Genomic DNA, 20119 nt, shown 5'->3' with positions numbered 1-20119 from the left:
CCGACCGCCACGAGGGACCGCCAATGACCGCGTCACGCGCGCCGGGGAACCCCGACGTTCGGGAGTTCGAGGCGACGGTGGAATCGGTCGACGGCCGAGAGATCGTCCTCGACGAGACGTACTTCTACGCCGAGTCGGGCGGCCAGCCGGCGGATCGGGGAACGATCGACGGGACCCTCGTCGAACACGTGGACGAGCGCGACGGCCGAGTCGTCCACACTCTCGACGGCGACGCCGAGAGCCTCCCCGAAGCCGGCGAGACGGTCACCGCGATCGTCGACGACGCGTTCCGGACCTACTGCACCCGCGCGCACACCGCCTCGCACGTGCTCTACGGCGCGGCGCGCCGGACCTGTGAGGAGCTCGGCTACGCCGGCTTCGACATCTCCGAGACGAAGGTGCGCGTCGACCTGACGACCGCGGAACCGCTCGACGACGCGGACCTCGTCGAGTTGGAGCGGCTCGCCAACCGCGCCGTCTGGGACTCGTTGCCGGTGTCGTGGGAGACGCTCCCCGAGGACGAGGCCCGCGCGCTCGACGGGATCGCGTTCAACACCAAGACGGAGGAGGGCGCGATGAGCGGGAGCGAGGCGGTCCGCGTCGTGACGATCGGCGAGCGCGGCGGGGAGCGTGACGGGGAGCGCGGAGAAGGCGGCGGGACGGGCGCACCGACCTGGGACGTTGCCGCCTGCGGCGGGACCCACGTCGGAAACACGAGCGAGATCGGCCCGATCTCCGTCCTCGACCGGTCGAACCCCGGCGAGGGCGTGACCCGCGTGGAGTTCGCGGTGGGGCCGACCGCGATCGACCACGAGGCCGCGGTCCACGCGGCGGCGCTCGACGCCGCGACCGCCCTCGACGCGCGGATCGGGGACCTCCCGGACGCGGTCGACCGGCTCCGCGAGCGGGCCGACCGGCTCGAGGCCGACCTCCGGGCCGCCACGACCGAGCTGCTCGCCGCGCGTCTGCGGGAGCTCCCGACGACCGAGGCCGACGCCGACGCCGCGACGTGGGCGGTCGGGACGGTCGACGACGGGGATCCGAACGACCTGCGCGAGCCGGCACAGCGCGTCCTCGCCGCGGAGGGATCGCCCGACGCCATCGCCGCGGTCGGTACGGGGGAGGCGCCGTTCGTGGTCGCCGCCGTCGCCGAAGAGGCGATCGGAGGGGGGGAGGGCGGTGACGCCGACGCCCCCGACGCCGGGGCGGTCGTGGACGCCGTCACCGACGCGTTCGGCGGCGGGGGCGGCGGCGGCCCGACGTTCGCGCAGGGCGGCGGGCTCGACGCCGACCCGGAGGCCGTCGTCGCGTGGCTCCGCGACCGATGACCGGCAAGCTCGGTCCCGACGCGCTCGCGGAGGTGCTCGCGGCCACCGGCGCCGACGACGCCGCGGTCGACGCGGGGCCGGCCTACGGCGAGGACGCGGCCGCGATCGACCTCGACGGCGCGGAGTCGACGCTGGTCGTCGCCGCGGATCCGCTGTCGCTGGCGGCGGACGCCGTCGGGGAGCTGGCGGTCCACGTCGCCTGCAACGACGTGGCCGCGAGCGGCGCGGACCCGCGGTGGCTCACCCACACGCTCTTCCTCCCCGACGACGACCCGGCCCGGCGGCGGACCGTCACAGAGCAGGTGGACGCGACCGCCCGCGGTCTGGGGGTCGCGATCGTCGGCGGTCACACCGAGGTGCTGCCGTCGCTGGAGCGCCCGCTCTGCTCGATGACCGCGCTCGGCACCACGGACCGGTTCGTGTCGAGCGGCGGGGCCGAGCCGGGGGACCGGCTCCTGCTCACGAAGGGCGCCGGGATCGAGGCGACGGCGATCCTCGCGACCGACTTCCGCGAGGAGTGCGCCGAGGCGGGCGTGTCGGCCACGACCCTCGACGCGGCCGCCGAGTTCCTCGACGAGGTGAGCGTCGTCCCCGACGCGGCCGCCGTGCGCGACGCCGCGAGCGCCATGCACGACCCGACGGAGGGGGGCCTGCTGACCGCCCTCGTCGAGACCGCGAGCGCGAGCGGGACCATTCTGTCCGTGGAGCGCGAGCGGGTCCCGATTCGACCCGAAACGGAGGCCTGCTGCGGCGCGCTCGGCGTCGACCCGCTGGCGACGTTCGGCTCCGGCGCGCTGCTGGCCGCGGTGCCGCCGGAGCGCGTCGACGAGGCGTTCGACGCGCTGGGGGCCGCCGGGATCGACGCCGGCGAAATCGGCGAGGTGCGGGCGACAGCGGTCGATGAGGACGGTTCCGATGCCGGCGGCGGTTCCGATGCCGACGACGACGCTGGCGCCGTCCTCCTCGACGACGATCGGATCGACGAGGCGCCGCGCGACGAGCTGTACCCGCTGTGGGAGTAGCGGGCGGCCCGCGGTGGCCGCGCGAACGATCCCACCCGATCGCTCACCTTTTTCAGTGTGAGATCGAATCGAACGGTATGACTGGCGCACGCGTCGGCTCGTCGCTCACCGACGAACAGGAGGCGATCCGCGACCTCGTCCGCGAGTTCGCGGCCGAGGAGGTCCGGCCCGGGGCCGGCGAGGCCGACGAGGCCGAGTCGTTCCCGGAGGACGTGTGGGACGGGCTCGCCGAGCTCGGCCTGACGGGGCTGACGGTGCCCGAGGCGTACGGCGGCTTCGGCGCCGACGAGACGACCTACGCGATCGTCAACGAGGAGCTGGCGCACGGCCACCTCGCGGTCGCGACCGCGCTCTCCGTCCACTGCCTCGCGACCTCCTGTATCGCCGAGTTCGGCAGCGAGGCCCAGCGGGAGCGCTGGCTCCCGGAGATGGCGGCCGAGGGGCGCCCGGTCGGGATGTTCTGTCTCTCCGAGCCGCACGCGGGGTCGAACCCGGCGGAGATGTCGACGACCGCCGAGTACGACCCCGAAACCGACGAGTACGTCTTGAACGGCGAGAAGCAGTGGATCACGAACGGGGAGCGGGGCGGGGTCGCGATCGTCTTCGCGAAGGCCGTCGCCCCGGACGCCGAGGGGGCGACGACGGACGCGGACGACGGCGGGTCGATCACCCAGTTCCTCGTCCCGGCAGACACCGACGGGTTCGCGGTCGGGAAGAAGGAGGAGAAGCTCGGGCTCCGCGCGTCGGACACGACCGCGATCTCCTTCGACGACTGCCGGGTGCCGGCCGCAAACCGGCTCACCGAGGAGGGGAAGGGGCTCTCGGCCGCCTTCCGGACGCTCACCGGCGGCCGGATCGGCATCGCGTCGCAGGCGGTGGGGGTCGCGCAGGCGGCCTTCGACGAGGCGAAGGCGTACGCCGCGGAGCGCGAGCAGTTCGGCGGACCGATCAGCGACATCCAGACGATCCGGCACACGTTCGCGGAGATGGCGACTGACATCTCGGCGGCCCGCCTGCTCGTCCGGGAGGCGTGCCGGCAGGCGGAGGCCGGCGAGGACAACCGCGTCGCGGCCTCGAAAGCGAAGTACCGGGCCAGCGAGACCGCGATGTCGGTGACCAACGAGGCCGTCCAGATCCACGGCGGATACGGCTACACCACCGAGTTCGACGTGGAGCGGTTCTACCGCGACGCGAAGATAACGGAGATCTACGAGGGGACGACGGAGATCCAGAAGACGATCATCGCTCGGGGGGTGTTGGGCGAGTGACGGGCGACGGTGGGCGAGCGAACGGGGGGGACGAGAGCGGCGGAGACGCCCCGAAAAGCGCGGCCGGCGGCGTCCCGAGCGTCGACCGGCCGATCGACCTCGACGCGTACGACGCGGTCGTCTACGACCTCGACGGGACCCTCGTCGAACTCGCGGTCGACTGGGGCGCGGTCGCAGAGTCCGTCCTCGAGGTGTACGCCGGGCACGCGAGGATCCCCCCGACCGACGAGCTGTGGGGCCTGCTCGAAGCCGCCGGGGAGTACGGGATCCGCGATCCCGTCGAAGCGGCCATCGCGGAGCACGAGCGGTCGGGCGCGCGCAGTTCGATGCTGCTCCCGCTCGGAAGACGGCTGACCGAGGGGGCCGAACGGAGTGACGGCGGCCGGAACGTACCCCCCGCCGGCGTCTGTTCGCTCAACTGTGAGGCGGCCTGCCGAGTCGCCGTAGAGGCCCACGGGCTCGGCGAGGCGCTGGACCCCCACGCGATCGTCGGACGCGACACGGTCGACACCCACAAGCCGGAGCCGGAGTCGGTGCTCGCGGCGGTCGACCGGCTCGGCGCCGAACCGGCGCGCGCGCTGTTCGTCGGCGACTCGCGGCGCGACGCCGTGGCCGCGGAGCGCGCCGGCGTCCCGTTCGCGTGGGCGGAGGACCTGATCGATCAGTGAACCCTCACAGGTAATCGGACAGCGCCTCGGGGAGCACGTCAGGCGGAGCCGTCGCCAGAGGTCGGCTCGCCCGCCTTCTCACCGCCTCCGGGAGACCCCTCCTCGGCAGCGTCGGCGTCACCGGCTTCGCCGCCGGCGGGGGTGTCGGCGTCGTCGGCGTTACCGGCGCTATCGGCGTCATCCTCGCTATCAGCGTTATCGTCGCCATCGTCGCCGTCGGTGGCATGGCCGTCGACAGCGTGGCCGTCGTCCGATTCCGCGACGCCACCGTCCCCCGCGTCGGTGCGCCGCGCGTAGACCGCGACGGCGACGGCGGTGACGAACCAGATGGGGGCGCCGACCCGGACGGCGAACGCCGCGCGGGCCCCCCACGAGTCGAGGGTGACGAACGCGGAGAGGACCGCGACGATCGGGGCGCCCACGAGGATGGTGACGACGAACGTCGTCTGCATCACCCAGCCGTAGTCGACGCCCTCGTACTCGGCCCGCTCGACAGGTTGCACGACGAATTGTCCGTGGCGGACGTGCAAATCGGTGACGGTCCGCGGGAGCGGGGAGGGCGGCCCGGAAGTGTCCGATGTTCCGGATTCCGGCGACTTTAACGGGTTGCACGGGCGTGTTCGAGATATGACCACGACGCGGGGACTCCGGGAGGGCGACGAGCCGATCACGATGCTGACCGCCTACGACGCCCCGACGGCGGCGGTCGTCGACGAGGCCGGGATCGACGTGATCCTCGTGGGCGACAGCATGGGCAACGCCGCCCTCGGCTACGACTCCACGCTCCCCGTGACGCTCGACGAGGTCGCGAGCCGGACCGCCGCGGTCGCCCGGGCGACCGAGGACGCGCTCGTCGTCGCCGACATGCCGTTCCTCTCCTTCGGCGTCGACGAGGCGGAGTCGGTTCGCAACGCGGGGCGCCTCCTGAAGGAGGCGAACGCCGACGCGGTGAAGATCGAGAGCGGCCCCCACACCGTCGAGATGACCCGGCGGATGGCCGACGTCGGGATCCCCGTGATGGCGCACCTCGGGCTGACGCCCCAGCACGTCAACCGGCTCGGCGGCTACACGCGACAGGGAACCGATCAGGACGCCGCCGAGGAGATCGTCGACCTCGCGGGGGCACACGCCGAGGCCGGCGCGTTCGCGCTCGTGTTAGAGCACGTCCCCGCGAACCTCGCGGCGGCGGTGACCGAGGCGCTGGAGATCCCGACGATCGGGATCGGCGCCGGGGCGGACTGCGACGGGCAGGTCCTCGTGATCAACGACGTGGCGGGGCTCGGCGAGTGGTCGCCGCCCTTCGCGGAGCGGTTCGGCGACGTGCGGAGCGAGATGCTCGACGCGGTCGCGGCGTACCGCGACGCGGTGACGGCCGGCGAGTTCCCGTCAGAAGAGCACTCGCACGTCGAGTCCGAGCTCGACGACATGTACTGAGCGACCGCGCCGTACCCCACAACCACCGTCCCTGGCGTGGGGTATATAGGCGTCAGCAACCTACGTGACCACGTGACAACCCGGACCATCCGCGCCCGCGACCGGCCGGTGTTCGGCGTCGACGTGCACAGCGGCGACGTTCGCGGCGACGACCCCTCCTACGCCCTCGTCATCCTGGATCCCGTCGACGACGACGACCCGGACGCGCCCGACGCCGACGGCCCGATGGCGCGGGTGACCCGGGACGTGGTGTCGTTCCGAAAGCTCTGCCGGCTGATCGACGACCGCGAACCCCTGTACGTCGCCACCGACAACGCCTACGAGCTGGCGGCGGACAAGGGGGAGCTCGTGGGGTTCCTCCAGTCGCTCCCCGACGGCACGCGGCTGGTGCAGGTGACCGGCGCCGAGCGCCCGGAGCCGCTGTCGCGGGTCGCCTCCAGACACGGGATCCCGTACGGGAAAGAGCCGATGAAGGAGGCGGAGGCGTCGGCCCGGCTCGCGGCCGCCAACGTCGGCCACGAGGTGACCGCCTTCACCGACGAGACGACGGTGAAAGTGTCTCGCGGGCGATCGACCGGAAAGGGCGGGTGGAGTCAGGACCGCTACACCCGGCGGATCCACGGGAACGTCCGGAAGCGGACCCGGCAGGTCCAGTCGAAGCTCAAGGAGGCGAACCTCGAGTTCGAGCGCGACGTGACCGAGAAGTACGGCGGGTACGCGAACGCGACGTTCACGGTCGAGGCGCGTCCCGAGGACATCCCCGTCTCGAACTCGCGGGCCGGCGACGTGCGCGTCGAGGTCGAGCGCGAGCGGCGAGACGGGATCGAGTACGAGCCGCTCGTGCAGCGGCGCGACCGGGTGATCGTCGGGATCGACCCGGGGACGACCACCGCGGCCGCCGTGGTCGGGCTCGACGGCACCGTCCACGCGCTGTACTCCTCGCGGACCGCGGACACGGCGGACGTGACCGAGTGGATCATCGAGCAGGGGCGACCGATCATCGTGGCCGCCGACGTGGAGCCGATGCCGGAGACCGTCGAGAAGTTCCGGCGCTCCTTCGACGCCGCGGGATGGCGGCCGACCACGGACCTCCCCGTGGACGAGAAGCTCCATCGGACCCGCGAGGCGGGCTACGACAACGACCACGAGCGCGACGCGCTGGCGGCGGCGCTGTACGCCTACGACGACCACGAGGACCAGTTCGAGCGCATCGCCGCGAAGACCCCGCCCCGGCTCGATCGGGAGGCGGTGATCGCGGGGGTCGTCGCGGGCGACGCCTCCGTGGAGTCCGTCGTCGCGGAGCTAAGCGAGGACGATGGGAACGGCGACGGAGCGGGCGAGGACGGCGCCGACGACACCGACCCCACCGCGCCGGAGCGCACCGAGGAGGAGGAGACGATCCGCCGGCTCCGCGAGCGCGTCGACCGGCTGGAGTCGCACGCCGAGTCGCTGGAGGGCGACCTCGCCGAGCGCGACGAGCGGATCGCCGAGCTGGAGGGTGAGCTCGAAGAGGCGAAACGCGAGGAGCGCATCGAGGCGCGGACCCGGCGCGCGGTGTCGCGGCTCGAACGCGAGACTGACCGGCTGGAGCGCGAGCGCGACGAGGCGCGCGAGCGGGTCGCGGACCTCGAGGGGAAGGTGGAGACGCTCAAGGAGCTGTGGCGGCTCGACCACTCGAACTTCGACGACGTGGCCGACGACCGGGGGCTCGTGAGCGTGAAGGTGGTCGAGCAGTTCACGCTCGACGCCTTAGAGACCGCCGACGACGAGTACGGGCTCGTCGCCGGCGACGTGGTGTACCTCCGCGACGCCTCCGGTGCCGGGCGGCGCACCGCGGAGCGGCTGGCGGAGACGGACCCGCGGGCGGTCGTCCGCGGCGAAGGGAACATCTCTGAGGTGGCCGATCAGGTGTTGTTCGACCACGACGTACCGGTCCTCCCGGCCGACGCGGTCCCGGTCCGCGAGGTCGACGAGCTGGCGGTCGCGAGCGAGGAGGCCGTGGCGGCCGCCGTCGACGACTGGGAGCGTCGGGCCGAACGGCGACGGAAGACGGAGAAACAGGAGCACCTCGACCGGATCATCTCGGAGCACCGGGCGGGGCGGACGCTGCCCGAGACCGAGGAGTAGGAGGGGGCGTCGAGGCGCCGCTTTCCGACTCCGCACCACCCGTCAACACGCATCCAGAAGTCATATGACCGACAACCGCGCAGTCGGGGGTATGGACGCTTACGAGCGGATCACCCGGAACGCGGCCGAGGTGGTCACCGAGGAGGAGATCGAGGCGCTGGCCGACGACCCCGACGGGAAGCGGGCGTACGTCGGCTACGAGCCCTCGGGAGTCCTCCACATCGGGCACATGCTCACCGCGAACAAGCTCATCGACTTCCAGGAGGCCGGGTTCGAGGTGACGGTGCTGCTCGCCGACGTGCACGCCTACCTCAACGACAAGGGCTCGTTCGAGGAGATCCGCCACACCGCCGAGCGCATGCGCGATCAGTTCATCGCCTACGGGCTCGACGAGTCGAACACGCAGTTCGTGCTCGGCTCCGACTTCCAGCTCGACGACGACTACACGCTGGACCTCCACGCGCTGGAGCTGGAGACGACCCTCGCCCGCGCCGAACGCGCGATGGCCGAGATCAAGTCCGGCGATTCGGTGAAGGTGTCGCAGGCGGTGTACCCCCTGATGCAGGCGCTCGACATCCCGTACCTGGGCGTCGACCTGGCGGTCGGCGGGATGGAGCAGCGCAAGGTCCACATGCTCGCGCGCGACGTGCTGCCGAGCATCGACCGCGAGCCGCCGACGAGCCTCCACACCCCGCTCATCGCCGATCTGGGCACCGGCTGCGGGAAGATGTCCTCGAGCGAGGGCGTCACCATCTCGATGGAGGACTCCCGCGACGACATCGAGTCGAAAGTGAACGACGCGTACTGCCCGCCGACGGCCGACCCCGACCCGACCGACGACGGCGAGGCGCGGGAGAACCCCGTCCTGCAGGTGTTCGAGTACCACGTGTTCCCGCGGTTCGACGCGATCGTCGTCGAGCGCCCCGAGGAGTACGGCGGCAACCTGGAGTACGAGCGCTACGACGCGTTGGAGGCGGAGCTGGAGTCGGGCGAGCTCCACCCGGCCGACGCGAAGGGCGCGCTCGCGGAGTACCTCGACCGGCTGATCGCGCCGGGGCGCGAGCAGCTCGCGGAGTAGGCGGAGTCGCCGCGGCCGACCCGAGTCGCCGGGTTTCCTCCCGGTTTATTCGTGCGCCGTGTGCCCCTCTCGCTCGCAGCTCCCGTCCAGACAGCCGCGACCGGCGGCCGTCTCGAACACCGGGAGCCCGCAGTCGCACTCGTCGACGACGACGCCGGAGGGGATCGAGAGGGTGGTCTCACACTCCGGGCGGCGTTCGCAGGCGAGGTACACGCGACCGGGCGCGGACTGGACGGTGAGGTCGCCACCGCAGTCCGGGCAGTCCCAGACGCGGTCGAACCGGTCGCTGACGGCGGCCTCCATGGGATCGCAGGCGGGATCGAGACAGAGGTGGAACGGCTCGCCGCGCTCGATCCGGATCTTCGGAAGCCCGCAGTCCTCACAGACCCCGTCGGTGACGCTCGCGCCGGCCGGGAGGCCCCAACGGGTCTCGCAGTCGAGGCAGGTTACGTCGCCGCGCGAGCGCACCAGCGTTCCGCCGTCGTCCGGGCAGGTGCCGACCGGGAGCCCCGCCTCGGTGACCGGCAGCGCGCGGCTCGCGGTCGCCTCCTCGGCGACGACGCGGAGCCGACGGGAGCCGTCGCGGGCGGTGATCGAGAACCCGTCGCCGTCGCCCTCGACGACGACCGAGTCGGGGCGAGTGAGCCACGCGACCGGCTGGTAGCCGTCGGCGTCGTGGACGAGCGTGGTGTCGTCGGGCTTGACGAGGACGACGACGCGCCCGCGGTGGGTCCGGGAGCGGTCGCCGCGTTCGGTCACTCGGCAGTCGCCTGCGAACACGCGGAGTCGTTCGGGCATACGGCGGGTGGCCCCGGTATGGGTGAAAAGCGGTCGGAGCGGAGGTTTATGCGCGATGCGGAGCGCTCGCCGACGCCGGGGGCGCTACTCCACTCGAACCGTCCGCGCGGCCCTGACGGGCATCAGCGGCAGGTCGGGGAAGACGACCTCGACGAGGAACTCCAGTTCGTCGGCGTCGGGGGGGCCGAACACCCCGACCGGGACCGTCGTCTCGCCGTCGAGGTACGTCGTCGTCGCGGTCATCTCGACGTCGTTGACGGTGACCCTGATTCCCGCGCGAGCGCTCCCGGAGACGGCGGCCACGGCGACCTCGCACATCTCGTTTTCGCCGACCGCGATCGCGTCGGGGAACTCGCCCCAGTCAACGTCGACCCGGGGGCAGTCGCGGGCGGCATCGACGATGCGCTCGGCGACGGAGCCGCTCATGCCGGCGCGTTCGAGTTCCGTCGCGCCCGCGTCGACGACGGCGGCGGGGGAGGTGAGCCCGGCGTCGGCGAGCCGCTCGGCGCGGCCGGAGCCGACGCCGTCGATCGCGGTGAGCGCGACCGCCTCGCGGGAGACGCCGTGCTCGACGCGCGCCTCTACCCGGCACGCGAGGTTGGCGGCGCGGGGGCCGGCGAACCGATCGAGGAACTCCGAGAGCGCGGCGAGCAGTCGGAGCGCGTTCTGTCGGATCACCCACGCGTCAGAGCGCAGGTCCGAGGGGATCGTGTCGGCCATCCCGGCGACCAGAATGGCGAACACCTTGCGGTGGCCGTCCTCCAGGTCGGTGTCGCGGCCGTCGAGGATGCGGTCGATCGCGTCCGACTCGGCCGACCGCGCCGAGACGGAGTCGAACTCGCCGGCCGCCGCGACGGTCTCTAACACCGAATCGACCGTGAGCGTCTCCCGGTCGGCGAGCCGGCTGAACCGCCGGGCCGTGTCGAGCCGGAGGTAGTACTTCGAGGCGAGTCGCCCGAGCGCGGTCGGTTCGATCGCGAGCTCGTCGTCGGCCGCGACGAACCCGTCGTCGACGAGGGATTCGAGGGTGTCGCGGACCCGATCGCGGAGCGTCGGGAAGTCGTACACGTCCGGCTCCGACCGCGCGCGGACGTAGTAGAACGTGGTCTCCAACCACGCCATCACGTCCTCCAGTCCGCGGATGGTGCCCATCGCGATCTCCGCGTTGAGATGCGACTCCAGTTCGGCGGCGAGCCGCGACTCGATCGCTTTCCCCTCCTTCAGCAGCGCGCGGTATTTGTCGGCGTCAGCGCGGTCGCAGACCACCCAGCCGTATCCCACGTCGTCGTAGCCGGGGCGGCCGGCGCGCCCGAGCATCTGGAGCACGTCGAGCGGCGAGATGTCGGTCTCGCCCTCCAGCGGGTCGTGGTACTTCGTGTCGCGGATGACGACGCAGCGCGCCGGGAGGTTCACCCCCCACGCGAGCGTCGACGTCGAGAAGAGGATCTTGATCTTCCCCTGCTTGAACCACTCCTCGACGCGGTCGCGGTCCTCCTTCCCGAGGCCTGCGTGGTGGAAGCCGACGCCGTCGGTGACCGACTGGCGGAGGGTGTCGTTGGTGAGCTCTGTCGCCTCGTTGTGGAAGTCGTAGTCGCCCCGCGAGTCGATCGGGATGTCTCGGTCGGTGATCTCGTCGCGCGCCTTCTTCGCGGCCTGCACCGTGTCCTGTCGCGAGGAGACGAACACGAGCGCCTGCCCGTCCTCTCGCACGTGCGGCTCGGCCAGATCGAGCGCGCGGTAGAGGCGGCGGTACTTGTCGGCGAAGGCGTTGGAGCCGTGCGAGTACGTCTTCACGCCGGTTTCCAGGTCGACCGGGCGGTACTCGTCGCCGAACGCGTAGGTCGTCTCCGCGGGCGCGTCGAGCCACTCGGCCACGTCCGCGACGTTCGGCATCGTCGCCGAGAGCGCGACGACGCGGGGGTCCTGCAGGCGGCGGAGCCGGGAGACGGTGACTTCGAGCACCGCGCCGCGCTTCTCGCTGTCGAGCAGGTGGACCTCGTCGATGACGACGCAGTCCACGTCGGTGATAAAGGAGTAGCGCCCGGAGTCGTGCTTTCGAGTGGCGCTGTCGGCCTTCTCGGGGGTCGTCACGAGCACGTCCGCGCGCTCCGCGCGGCGGGGGTTCAGGTCGCGCTCGCCGGAGACGACGTACACGGAGTAGCCGAGCTCCTCGAAGCGCTCCCACTCGCTCTCCTTCTCGTTTGTGAGCGCGCGGAGGGGTGCGACGAAGAGCGCGGTGCCGCCCTCCGAGAGCGTCTTGCAGATCGCGAGCTCGGCGAGCGCGGTCTTGCCGGAGGCGGTCGGCGCGGAGGCGACCACGTTGTGGTCGGTCTCCAAGATCCCCGGCAGCGCCTCGCGTTGCATCCGGTTGAACTCCTCGAACCCGAAGGCGTCGGCGAACTCCGGCACCGCGTCCGCGACCTTCACGCCGCACCACGCCCGTGGGCGACTCGACGGCGACCGAGAGTCGTTCGCATCACGTCGAACGGGGGGCCTCAAGCGCAAAGGCGTTTCTCATGCGGTCGGCCCGACGCGCTCGGTCCGGACCGGCGGGATGTGCTCGGTCCGGACCGGCGCGTTCGTCGTCGACCCCGGGCGTTTACGTGACTACGAGTCGACCGCCAGGTATGTTACCGTTACCACCGGTCGTCATCGGTGCCGTCGCCGTGATCGTCCTGCTCGTCCTGTTGGTCGTCGTCCGCCGACTGCGATCCCCCTCCTCGGAGGCGCGCGAGTCGAAGCGCGCCCACGAGGCCGCCCAAGAGCGCGATCCGCCGGTCGCGATCGGCGAGACGTACGAGTTCGGCGTCACCGAACTCACCGACCACCACTCGGGCGAGGAGGTCGCCGTCGGCAAGGTCGAGGGGTTCGTCCTCTTCACCGAGGACATCCCGGGCGACGTGGGGAAAGGTGACGTGATACGCGCGAAGGTGCTCTCGTTCAACGACGGCCGCACCTCGGCGGACGCGACGTACGTCGGGAAGGCCTGAGCGAGTTGGGTAGGCCTGAGCGAGTTGGGAAGGCCTGACGCGACGACGAGTTACCTCGATCGGACCACCTCCGCCCCGAGCATGAGGTTCATACGTGATGGTGACGAAGGGGTTTCGTAATGGCTCAGGCCGGGAATCAGGACCTCACGGAGCGGTTCATTCAGTTCTACCGTAACTACTACCGTGAGGAGATCGGACAGCTTGCGCAGCGATATCCCAACGAACAGCGCTCGCTGTACATCGAATACGACGACCTCTATCAGTTCGACCGCGACCTCGCGGAGGACTTCCGCACGAAGCCGGATCAGATGCGCGAGTACGCCGAAGAAGCGATTCGGCTCTACGACCTTCCCGCAGACGTCAGTCTCGCACGCGCACACGTTCGGATCGAGAACCTCCCCGAGAGCATCGACATCCGTGGGATTCGGGTCCACGACGACCACATCGGCAGGCTCGTCTCGATCAAGGGCATCGTCCGCAAGGCGACCGACGTCCGCCCGAAAGTGACCGAGGCCGCCTTCGAGTGCCAGCGCTGCGGCACGATGACGTACATTCCCCAAAGCGACGGCGGCTTCCAAGAGCCCCACGAGTGTCAGGGCTGCGAGCGACAGGGCCCCTTCCGCGTCAACTTCGACCAGTCGGAGTTCGTCGACTCGCAGAAGCTCCGCATCCAGGAGTCGCCCGAGGGACTCCGCGGCGGCGAGACGCCCCAGAACATCGACGTCGACATCGTCGACGACATCACCGGGAAGGTGAGCCCCGGCGACCACGTCACCTGCGTCGGCGTCCTCCACATCGAGCAGGTCGAGCAGGGGAACGAGAAGTCCGCTATCTTCGACCTGTACATGGACGGCGTCTCCATCGCCATCGAGGACGAGGAGTTCGAGGACATGGACATCACCGAGGCGGACAAACGCGAGATCATCGAACTCTCCAACCGCGACGACATCTACGACGCGATGGTCGACTCCATCGCCCCGGCCATCTACGGCTACGAGGAGGAGAAGCTCGCGATGATCCTCCAGCTGTTCTCGGGCGTCACCAAACACCTCCCCGACGGGTCGCGGATCCGCGGCGACCTCCACATGCTCCTGATCGGTGACCCCGGAACTGGCAAGAGCCAAATGATCAGTTATGTCGAGAATATTGCTCCAAGATCAGTTTATACATCTGGAAAAGGATCATCTGCAGCAGGTCTTACGGCTGCAGCTGTAAGAGACGATTTCGGCGACGGCCAGCAGTGGTCGCTCGAAGCCGGCGCGCTCGTGCTCGCTGACAAGGGGATCGCCGCGGTCGACGAGCTCGACAAGATGGACTGCGTCACGGGCGACACGCTGGTCTCGCTCGCGGACGGACGCGTCGAACGCATCGACGAACTGGCGCGGGAAGCCGCGAAGGACGGTGAGATCGAGGAGCTCTCGAACGGGCGTCACATCCGCGACGTCGACCTCGACGTCTGGACGATGGACGAAGACGGGCGGCTGGTCGAGCGCCCGGTCTCAGCGGTCCACGAGTACGACGCGCCCTCGGAGCTCACTCGGGTCACGATGGAAACGGGCGAGTCGCTGACCGCGACGGCCGATCATCCGTTCTTCATCCTCGACGACGGGGAGCGCGTGGAGCGCGAGGCGGCCGCGCTCGACGACGGCGACTGGGTGTACGTTCCCAGACAGATTCCGACGAAGGCGGCAGACGGCGGCGGAGCGGTGGCGGCCACGAGCGCTGACGACAGCGGGGTCATCGATCAAGGACGGGCCTCCGACGCTGACGGCGTCGGCGCCGCGATGGCGAGGGTCCTCGGGTACCTCTCGGGCGACGGGAACGTGTACTACGACAGAGACGAGGGCGTCTACGGCGTCCGGTTCACCAACGCCGACGACGAACTGCTGGCCGACTTCGAGCGGGCGGCCCGCGAAGCGTTCGACGCCGAGCCGACCCGGCCGCCGAGCGAGAAGCGCGACGGCGGCGTCGAGACGGTCCGAGTGAACGGGAAGGAACACGCCGACGCCGTCCTCGACGCGGGGATGAACCTCGGTCGGTATGACCAGAAGTGCTTCCCGACCCCCGTTTCGGCCGGCAGCCGCGCGGCGAAGGCCGCGTTCGTTCGCGCGCTCGCCGACAGCGAGGGGCACGTCGACGAGTCGGCGGGGAACGTTCGGGTGGCCTCGGCGAGTCGAGACCTGCTTCGCGGCACGCGGAACCTCCTCTTGCAGTTCGGCGTGTCGAGTCAGATCCAGCATCGCGAACGGAACGGGGGCCGGGACGTGTACTACCTCGCGGTGACCGACGCCGCCTCACTCGCTGCGTTCCGACGCGTCGTCGGGTTCACGGCCACGCGAAAGGCGGCGGCGCTCGATCGAGTTGTCGATGCCGCCGACGGCGACCGCACGATTCTCGACGTGGTCCCGCGGATCGACGACGTGCTCGCGGAATGCCGCGAGTCGCTCCGGCTCCACCAGAGCGAATGCGGGCTCAACGAGGGCACGTATCACGACTTCGAGAACGGGGCCGCGAACGTCTCGCTCCACCGTGCGAGCCGGGTCCTCGCGGCGTTCGAAGACCGACTGGAGACGGCCGCCACGGACCGGCTCCGGCTCGACGAGACGGTGACGTGGGAAACGCTCTCGGAACTGCGACAGCGGTACCACGTCTCGCAGACCGAGTTGGCCGAGGGGACGGCGCTGTCACAGCAACAGATCTCTCGCGAGTGGGGCGAGAGCGACGACGTTCGGCGCACGGCGGCGGAGAGACTTCGCGCGATCCTCACGGCGGTCGAAGGGACCGATCTCGACGACCTCCGCGAATTTGTCTGCGGTGACGTGAAGTGGCGCCGAGTCGAGTCGGTCGAGGCCGTCCTCCCGGAGTCGACGGAACACCGCGGCGAGGTGCTCCGACAGCGGCTCGCAGACATCATCGATGGTCCGGTCGAGACGGCTGAACGGCGGGCTCGTGACCTGCTCGATCGTGAGCCGATCGGCGAAACGCCGGCAGAACTGTCGGCGGCGCTCGACGCCTACGGAATCAGTCAGTCCGACGTGGCGTCTCGGCTCGACGTGGATCAGGCGACCGTGTCACGGTGGTTGTCGGGTGCGGTCGAGACGGACCGGCTCGGACACCTACGCGAGGCCGTCGCGGAAGAGGTCGACGCCGTCGAGGCGGAACTGCGGTCGACGCTGGCACGGATCAGGGACGGAGAACGACCAAGGGTGTACGACCTGACCGTCGAAGAGACCCACAACTTCGTTGCGAACGGGCTGGTCGTCCACAACTCCTCGGACCGCTCCGCGATGCACGAGGGGCTCGAACAGCAGAAGATCTCCGTCTCGAAGGCGGGGATCAACGCGACGCTGAAGGCGCGGTGTTCCCTCTTGGGCGCCGCGAACCCCAAGTACGGCCGGTTCGACCAGTACGAGCCGATCGGCGAGCAGATCGACCTCGAACCCGCGCTCATCTCGCGGTTCGACCTCATCTTCACGGTGACGGACAGTCCGGATCCGGAGCACGACTCCCGACTGGCGAAACACATCATCAAGACGAACTACGCCGGCGAGCTCAACACCCAGCGCGAGGAGCTGGCGAGTTCGGAGTTCACCTCGGACCAAGTCGCGGAGGTGACCGAAGAGGTCGCCCCGGAGATCGACGCCGAACTGCTGCGGAAATACATCGCGCACGCAAAGCGCTCCTGTTACCCGACGATGACGGAGGAGGCGAAGGAGCTCATCGAGGAGTTCTACGTCGACTTGCGCTCGAAGGGCGCCGACGAGGACGCGCCGGTTCCGGTCACCGCCCGGAAGCTGGAGGCGATGGTCAGGCTCTCGGAGGCGAGCGCCCGGGTCCGTCTCTCGGACACCGTCGAGCGCGAGGACGCGGACCGGGCGACGGACATCATCGAGTCGTGTCTCAAGGACATCGGCGTCGACCCGGAGACGGGCCAGTTCGATGCCGACGTCGTCGAGACGGGCACCTCGAAGAGCCAGCGCGACCGCATCAAGAACATCAAGGGACTCATCGCGGACATCGAGGAGGAGTTCGAGGAGGGCGCACCCGTCGACGAGGTGCTCGACCGCGCCGGCGAGATCGGGATGGATCCGGGGAAGGCCGAACAAGAGATCGAGAAGCTCCGGACCAAGGGCGAAGTGTACGAACCCAAGCAGGGCCACCTCCGGACGACGTAGATGGACCGGATCTCCGCGATACGGAACGTCGAGGACGCGCTCCGCGCGTTCGAGAACGGCGACGCCGACCTCGCCGACACCGAGCGGCGCGTGGCGGCGGTCCTCCGGACGTACGCCACCGAGTTCGACGGCGACGACGACGTGTTCCGCGCGGTCGGCGACGACGCGGTCGACGGGACGGTCGTGGTCGCGCCCTCGGCGCCGGCGGCCCGAGAGCGCGTGCTCGCGCTCTCCGGCGGCGATCGTTTATCTGATTCGACAGGTGGGAACGGCGACTCAGTCCCCGAATTCGACGTGGAACGGGTGTGATCGGCGTACCGGTTCGGAACCGATAAGTTCCGGAGCCGATCAGGCGCGTTCGTGCTGCTGGTCGTGACGTATTCGGCGGCTGCTCGCACCGGCCTCCGAAACCTGTGTCGCCGCCACGAGGAGGCGGTCGCGCGGCGGTTCGGGCGGGCGGCGCTGCTCGACGAGACGGTGTACGCCGCGTTCCTCGCGCTCCGGCTGCGCGAGACGCACGGCGGGGACGTACAGATCGAGCGGACGGAGCCGTTCAACGAGTTCGTCGCGCTCGNNACCGCGAGGAGAAGGCGACGCCGTACGCCGCGTTCGCGGCCGGGACTGACCACCCGGATCCGGAGTCGATGCGGGGCGACGAGCTGTGACCGGGGCGGACGGACGGGGTGACCGGGAGCGGTCCGACGACGCGTCCGAAAGCACCGCGGCCGACGCCGTCGATCCCGGACCGGCAGTCGCCGACCCGGCCGCCGTGATCGGTCGCGTTCCGACAGAGGCGGGTCTCCGACGCGAACTCGCCGCGGCGGCCCGAACGCTCGGGCTGTCGTCGTCGATCGAAGGGCGGCTGATCGAGCTCCGCAATCGCGTCGCGGCGATCGAAGTCGAACCGGTCGACCTCGACGCGGCCCGGCGTCGGGTCGCGGACGCGAGCGGCGAGGAGGAGCGGCTGAAGGAGCGTGTCGCGGCCCTCCGGGGAGGAGTCCAAGCGCGCCGGGAGATCGAGGCGGAGACCGACGAGGCCCTCGACGAGTTGCAGTCGGCCGCCGCTGAGCTGTCGGCCGCACAGAGCGAACGGATCGCGGCCGAGCAGGCGCTCCGACGCGCACGCACGCGAGCCGCCGACGCCCGCGACGCCCGCGAGCGGCGCCTCGAACTCCGGGATCGGCTCCGGAACCGGCGCCGAGACGCGCGGCGAGAGCTCGCGAGAGAGGTGTACCCGTCGTTCCGTGACGCGCTGGCGGCCGTGCCGGGCGTCGATGTCGACGACGCCGGCGCGGATCCCGGGGCGTACGACGGCCCGTCGCTTGCGGCGTCGCTGGCGGCGGTCCGGATCGCTGACCTCGACGGGGCGGTCGTCCTCGGCGCGGAGGCGCTCGGATGGATCGCCGAACGCGGCGGTTCGGCGCCTGAATCCGTGCTCGACGGGCCGGTGGTTCGACCGTGCGGCCGGCCGCGGCTCTGACGGGGTGGGTCGGGGGGACGCCGCACAGCCGCCGACCAGCGGCGACGACTGCGGGGCCAATCCGGCCGCGGCGGCTCAAAACGAGACGTGCGAGGTCGACCCCGGCCCGTCGTCGCCGTCGGTCACGCCGCCGTCGTGCAGGTAGTCGTACTGCTCGTCGGTGAGGAGGATGGCGTCGCCGTCGACCGCGATATCGACGCCGGGCAGGGTGGTCCCCGACGCCTCCCCGTTGTCGCACTCGCCGGAGCAGGCGTCGAACATCGACCCGTGCCGGGGGCAGATGATCTCGCCGTCGCGGATCGCCGCGCCGCGGCCCGCGTCGAAGCGCTGGTCCTCGTGGGTGCAGCTGTTGACCCACGCCCTGACGCCCGGGTCGTCCTCGCAGGGGACGAGGATGACCTCCGTCTCGTTGCCGAAGGCATCTTCGGCGGTGAAGCGGTACGAGCCGCCCGCAGGAACCTCGGAGCGATCGGCGATCGCGGTGGCGTCCGACATGGGATCGCCGTAGGCCCGTCCGGTCGAAAAGCCTGCCGACCGGTCCGGTCGTCGGGCTGCGCCGGTTCGACAACCGGGCCCGTTCGATGGGTTTTATCCGGTCGTGCCGCGTGGATCCGGTGTGAGTCAGTTCGATCGGACCGCCGGCGCGGACGCGGGTGCGGAGACCGACGCGACCGCGGATGCCGACGGCGACCTGACGGCCGCCCTCCGGACGGAGTCCCGGGTCCTCCCCGCGGAGGTGTTCGCCACGCTCGGCAACGACACGCGGGTCGACATTCTGCGCGCCCTCCTCGAACTCGGCGCCGACGAGGAACCCGTGAGCTTCACCGACCTCTTCGAGCGGGTCGACATCGACGACAGCGCCAACTTCAACTACCACCTCCGCCAGCTCACCGGCCACTTCGTCAAACAGAGCGACGACGGCTACGAGTTCCGCTACCCCGGTCGGAAGGTCGTCAGCGCGATCTTTACCGGCACCCTCACCGAGCGCGCGCAGGTCGGATTCTTCCCGGTCGAGGGGGCGTGTTACGACTGCGACGGCGAGCTCCACGGCTGGTACGTCGACGACACGCTCACCGTGGGGTGTGCTGACTGCGGCACGATTCAGGTGAGCTACCCGTTCCCCTCCGGCGGGCTCGACGACCGCACGACCGACGAGCTGTTGCAGGCGTTCCACCACTACGTCCGCCACCACTACTGCCTGGCCGCGGACGGGGTCTGTCCCGAGTGCACCGGCGCGGTCGAGACGACGCTCGTCCGCGACCCCGACGACGAGGACCTCGACGTCGCCGTCGAACACGTCTGTCGGCGGTGCAACTACCGGTTGCGGTCGACCGTCGGGGTCACCCTGCTGGACCACGCCGAGACGCTGCTGTTCTTCTCCGAGCGCGGCGTCGACCTGAACACCGAGCCGTTCTGGACGTTCGACTGGTGCGTGAGCGACGAGCGGACGACTGTCGTCTCCGACGACCCGCTCCGGGTCCGGCTCTCGCTGCCCTGCACGGGCGACGAGCTCCGCGTGGTCGTCGACGAGTCGGTGAACGTGGTGGAGACGGCGCTCGTGGAGTGATCGAAGGGAGGGAGGTGACGCCCCCGTCGCTCGCGGAACGAACGCGTCCGCCGGGCGAAAGGAGCGACCCGGCGGGGAGTAGAATACCTCGGTACGGTCGGTCACGCGCCGACCGATCGGACGACGGTCGCCGTTACTCGAAGAGTTCGACGGCCTGCTCGTAGCGGGTCGACGGCTCTTCCCA

The 20119-nt window shown here is 70.5% G+C and carries 16 protein-coding genes and 1 pseudogene; 13 read left to right on the top strand and 4 right to left on the bottom strand.

All coding sequences use genetic code 11. The annotated features are described in order from the left end of the window. Positions 1-23: 23 nt before the first annotated feature. The 4 genes from DJ69_RS00885 (at position 24) to DJ69_RS00870 (ending at position 4286) form a co-directional block, all read left to right on the top strand. A complete protein-coding gene (locus tag DJ69_RS00885) occupies positions 24-1328 on the top strand; it encodes an alanyl-tRNA editing protein (RefSeq protein WP_099253872.1) in 1305 nt (434 codons plus the stop codon). Beyond that, positions 1325-2350 (top strand): AIR synthase family protein, encoded by a 1026-nt coding sequence (locus tag DJ69_RS00880; RefSeq protein ID WP_099253871.1) that lies wholly within the window; start codon positions 1325-1327, stop codon positions 2348-2350. Before DJ69_RS00885 ends, DJ69_RS00880 begins: the two co-directional genes overlap by 4 nt. Before the next feature lie 77 nt (positions 2351-2427). Next, entirely contained in the window at positions 2428-3618 is a 1191-nt protein-coding gene (locus DJ69_RS00875) for an acyl-CoA dehydrogenase family protein (RefSeq protein WP_099253870.1), read from the top strand. After that, on the top strand, positions 3615-4286 hold the full coding sequence (locus DJ69_RS00870) for an HAD family hydrolase (protein WP_099253869.1): 672 nt from the start codon (positions 3615-3617) through the stop codon (positions 4284-4286). The genes DJ69_RS00875 and DJ69_RS00870 overlap by 4 nt, the downstream gene beginning before the upstream one ends. 38 nt (positions 4287-4324) lie before the next feature. Here the strand turns inward: DJ69_RS00870 and DJ69_RS00865 are convergent, their stop codons facing one another. After that, positions 4325-4789, bottom strand: a complete 465-nt coding sequence (locus DJ69_RS00865) for a DUF5822 domain-containing protein (RefSeq protein ID WP_245851430.1) — start codon at positions 4787-4789, stop codon at positions 4325-4327. 124 nt (positions 4790-4913) lie between these two features. Here DJ69_RS00865 and panB point away from each other — a divergent pair, with 124 nt between their 5' ends. From panB to DJ69_RS00850, 3 genes are all read left to right on the top strand, one after another. Further along, entirely contained in the window at positions 4914-5720 is an 807-nt protein-coding gene (gene panB / locus DJ69_RS00860; RefSeq protein WP_099253868.1) for a 3-methyl-2-oxobutanoate hydroxymethyltransferase, read from the top strand. 72 nt (positions 5721-5792) lie between these two features. Further along, positions 5793-7847, top strand: coding sequence for a DUF460 domain-containing protein (locus DJ69_RS00855; RefSeq protein WP_099253867.1), 2055 nt, complete (start codon positions 5793-5795; stop codon positions 7845-7847). A 91-nt stretch (positions 7848-7938) separates the two neighbouring features. Continuing rightward, positions 7939-8925, top strand: coding sequence for a tyrosine--tRNA ligase (locus tag DJ69_RS00850; protein ID WP_099253866.1), 987 nt, complete (start codon positions 7939-7941; stop codon positions 8923-8925). 45 nt (positions 8926-8970) lie between these two features. Here DJ69_RS00850 and DJ69_RS00845 read toward each other — a convergent pair whose 3' ends face one another. Together DJ69_RS00845 and DJ69_RS00840 are read right to left on the bottom strand one after the other, a co-directional pair. Further along, on the bottom strand, positions 8971-9723 hold the full coding sequence (locus tag DJ69_RS00845) for a topoisomerase DNA-binding C4 zinc finger domain-containing protein (RefSeq protein ID WP_180271687.1): 753 nt from the start codon (positions 9721-9723) through the stop codon (positions 8971-8973). Positions 9724-9807: 84 nt separating this feature from the next. Beyond that, positions 9808-12150: a DEAD/DEAH box helicase gene (locus tag DJ69_RS00840; RefSeq protein WP_099253865.1), complete on the bottom strand. Its 2343-nt coding sequence runs from the start codon at positions 12148-12150 to the stop codon at positions 9808-9810. Positions 12151-12350: 200 nt separating this feature from the next. On the opposite strand from DJ69_RS00840, the gene DJ69_RS00835 reads away from it, so the two are divergent. From DJ69_RS00835 to DJ69_RS00815, 5 genes and pseudogenes are all read left to right on the top strand, one after another. Next, entirely contained in the window at positions 12351-12713 is a 363-nt protein-coding gene (locus tag DJ69_RS00835; RefSeq protein ID WP_099253864.1) for a TRAM domain-containing protein, read from the top strand. Positions 12714-12832: 119 nt separating this feature from the next. After that, positions 12833-16888 (top strand): LAGLIDADG family homing endonuclease, encoded by a 4056-nt coding sequence (locus tag DJ69_RS00830; protein ID WP_099253863.1) that lies wholly within the window; start codon positions 12833-12835, stop codon positions 16886-16888. Continuing rightward, entirely contained in the window at positions 16889-17197 is a 309-nt protein-coding gene (locus tag DJ69_RS00825; RefSeq protein ID WP_099253862.1) for a DUF7854 family protein, read from the top strand. It begins immediately after the preceding gene. A gap of 51 nt (positions 17198-17248) precedes the next feature. After that, a pseudogene (locus tag DJ69_RS00820) lies at positions 17249-17553 on the top strand (DUF7855 family protein). Then, entirely contained in the window at positions 17550-18368 is an 819-nt protein-coding gene (locus DJ69_RS00815) for a DUF7856 family protein (protein WP_099253861.1), read from the top strand. Before DJ69_RS00820 ends, DJ69_RS00815 begins: the two are co-directional and overlap by 4 nt. Positions 18369-18443: 75 nt before the next feature. On the opposite strand, the gene DJ69_RS00810 is transcribed toward DJ69_RS00815, so the two are convergent. After that, positions 18444-18863, bottom strand: a complete 420-nt coding sequence (locus tag DJ69_RS00810) for a Rieske (2Fe-2S) protein (RefSeq protein WP_099253860.1) — start codon at positions 18861-18863, stop codon at positions 18444-18446. A 121-nt stretch (positions 18864-18984) separates the two neighbouring features. Here DJ69_RS00810 and DJ69_RS00805 point away from each other — a divergent pair, with 121 nt between their 5' ends. Beyond that, positions 18985-19935, top strand: coding sequence for a winged helix-turn-helix domain-containing protein (locus DJ69_RS00805; protein ID WP_099253859.1), 951 nt, complete (start codon positions 18985-18987; stop codon positions 19933-19935). Positions 19936-20119 lie beyond the last annotated feature (184 nt).

The organism is Halorubrum persicum, assembly GCF_002727125.1.
Classification (GTDB): Archaea; Halobacteriota; Halobacteria; order Halobacteriales; family Haloferacaceae; genus Halorubrum; species Halorubrum persicum.
The sequence above is the reverse complement of the archived record's forward strand: the minus strand, read 5'-3'. Positions and strand labels throughout refer to the sequence as shown.

What these genes read in the sequence shown, in the direction of transcription:
- DJ69_RS00885 (WP_099253872.1), top strand. Translation starts at nt 24, where the DNA reads ATGACCGCGTCACGCGCGCCGGGGAACCCCGACGTTCGGGAGTTCGAG.
- DJ69_RS00880 (WP_099253871.1), top strand. Translation starts at nt 1,325, where the DNA reads ATGACCGGCAAGCTCGGTCCCGACGCGCTCGCGGAGGTGCTCGCGGCC.
- DJ69_RS00875 (WP_099253870.1), top strand. Translation starts at nt 2,428, where the DNA reads ATGACTGGCGCACGCGTCGGCTCGTCGCTCACCGACGAACAGGAGGCG.
- panB (WP_099253868.1), top strand. Translation starts at nt 4,914, where the DNA reads ATGACCACGACGCGGGGACTCCGGGAGGGCGACGAGCCGATCACGATG.
- DJ69_RS00850 (WP_099253866.1), top strand. Translation starts at nt 7,939, where the DNA reads ATGGACGCTTACGAGCGGATCACCCGGAACGCGGCCGAGGTGGTCACC.
- DJ69_RS00845 (WP_180271687.1), bottom strand. Translation starts at nt 9,723, where the DNA reads ATGCCCGAACGACTCCGCGTGTTCGCAGGCGACTGCCGAGTGACCGAA.
- DJ69_RS00835 (WP_099253864.1), top strand. Translation starts at nt 12,351, where the DNA reads ATGTTACCGTTACCACCGGTCGTCATCGGTGCCGTCGCCGTGATCGTC.
- DJ69_RS00830 (WP_099253863.1), top strand. Translation starts at nt 12,833, where the DNA reads ATGGCTCAGGCCGGGAATCAGGACCTCACGGAGCGGTTCATTCAGTTC.
- DJ69_RS00825 (WP_099253862.1), top strand. Translation starts at nt 16,889, where the DNA reads ATGGACCGGATCTCCGCGATACGGAACGTCGAGGACGCGCTCCGCGCG.
- DJ69_RS00810 (WP_099253860.1), bottom strand. Translation starts at nt 18,863, where the DNA reads ATGTCGGACGCCACCGCGATCGCCGATCGCTCCGAGGTTCCTGCGGGC.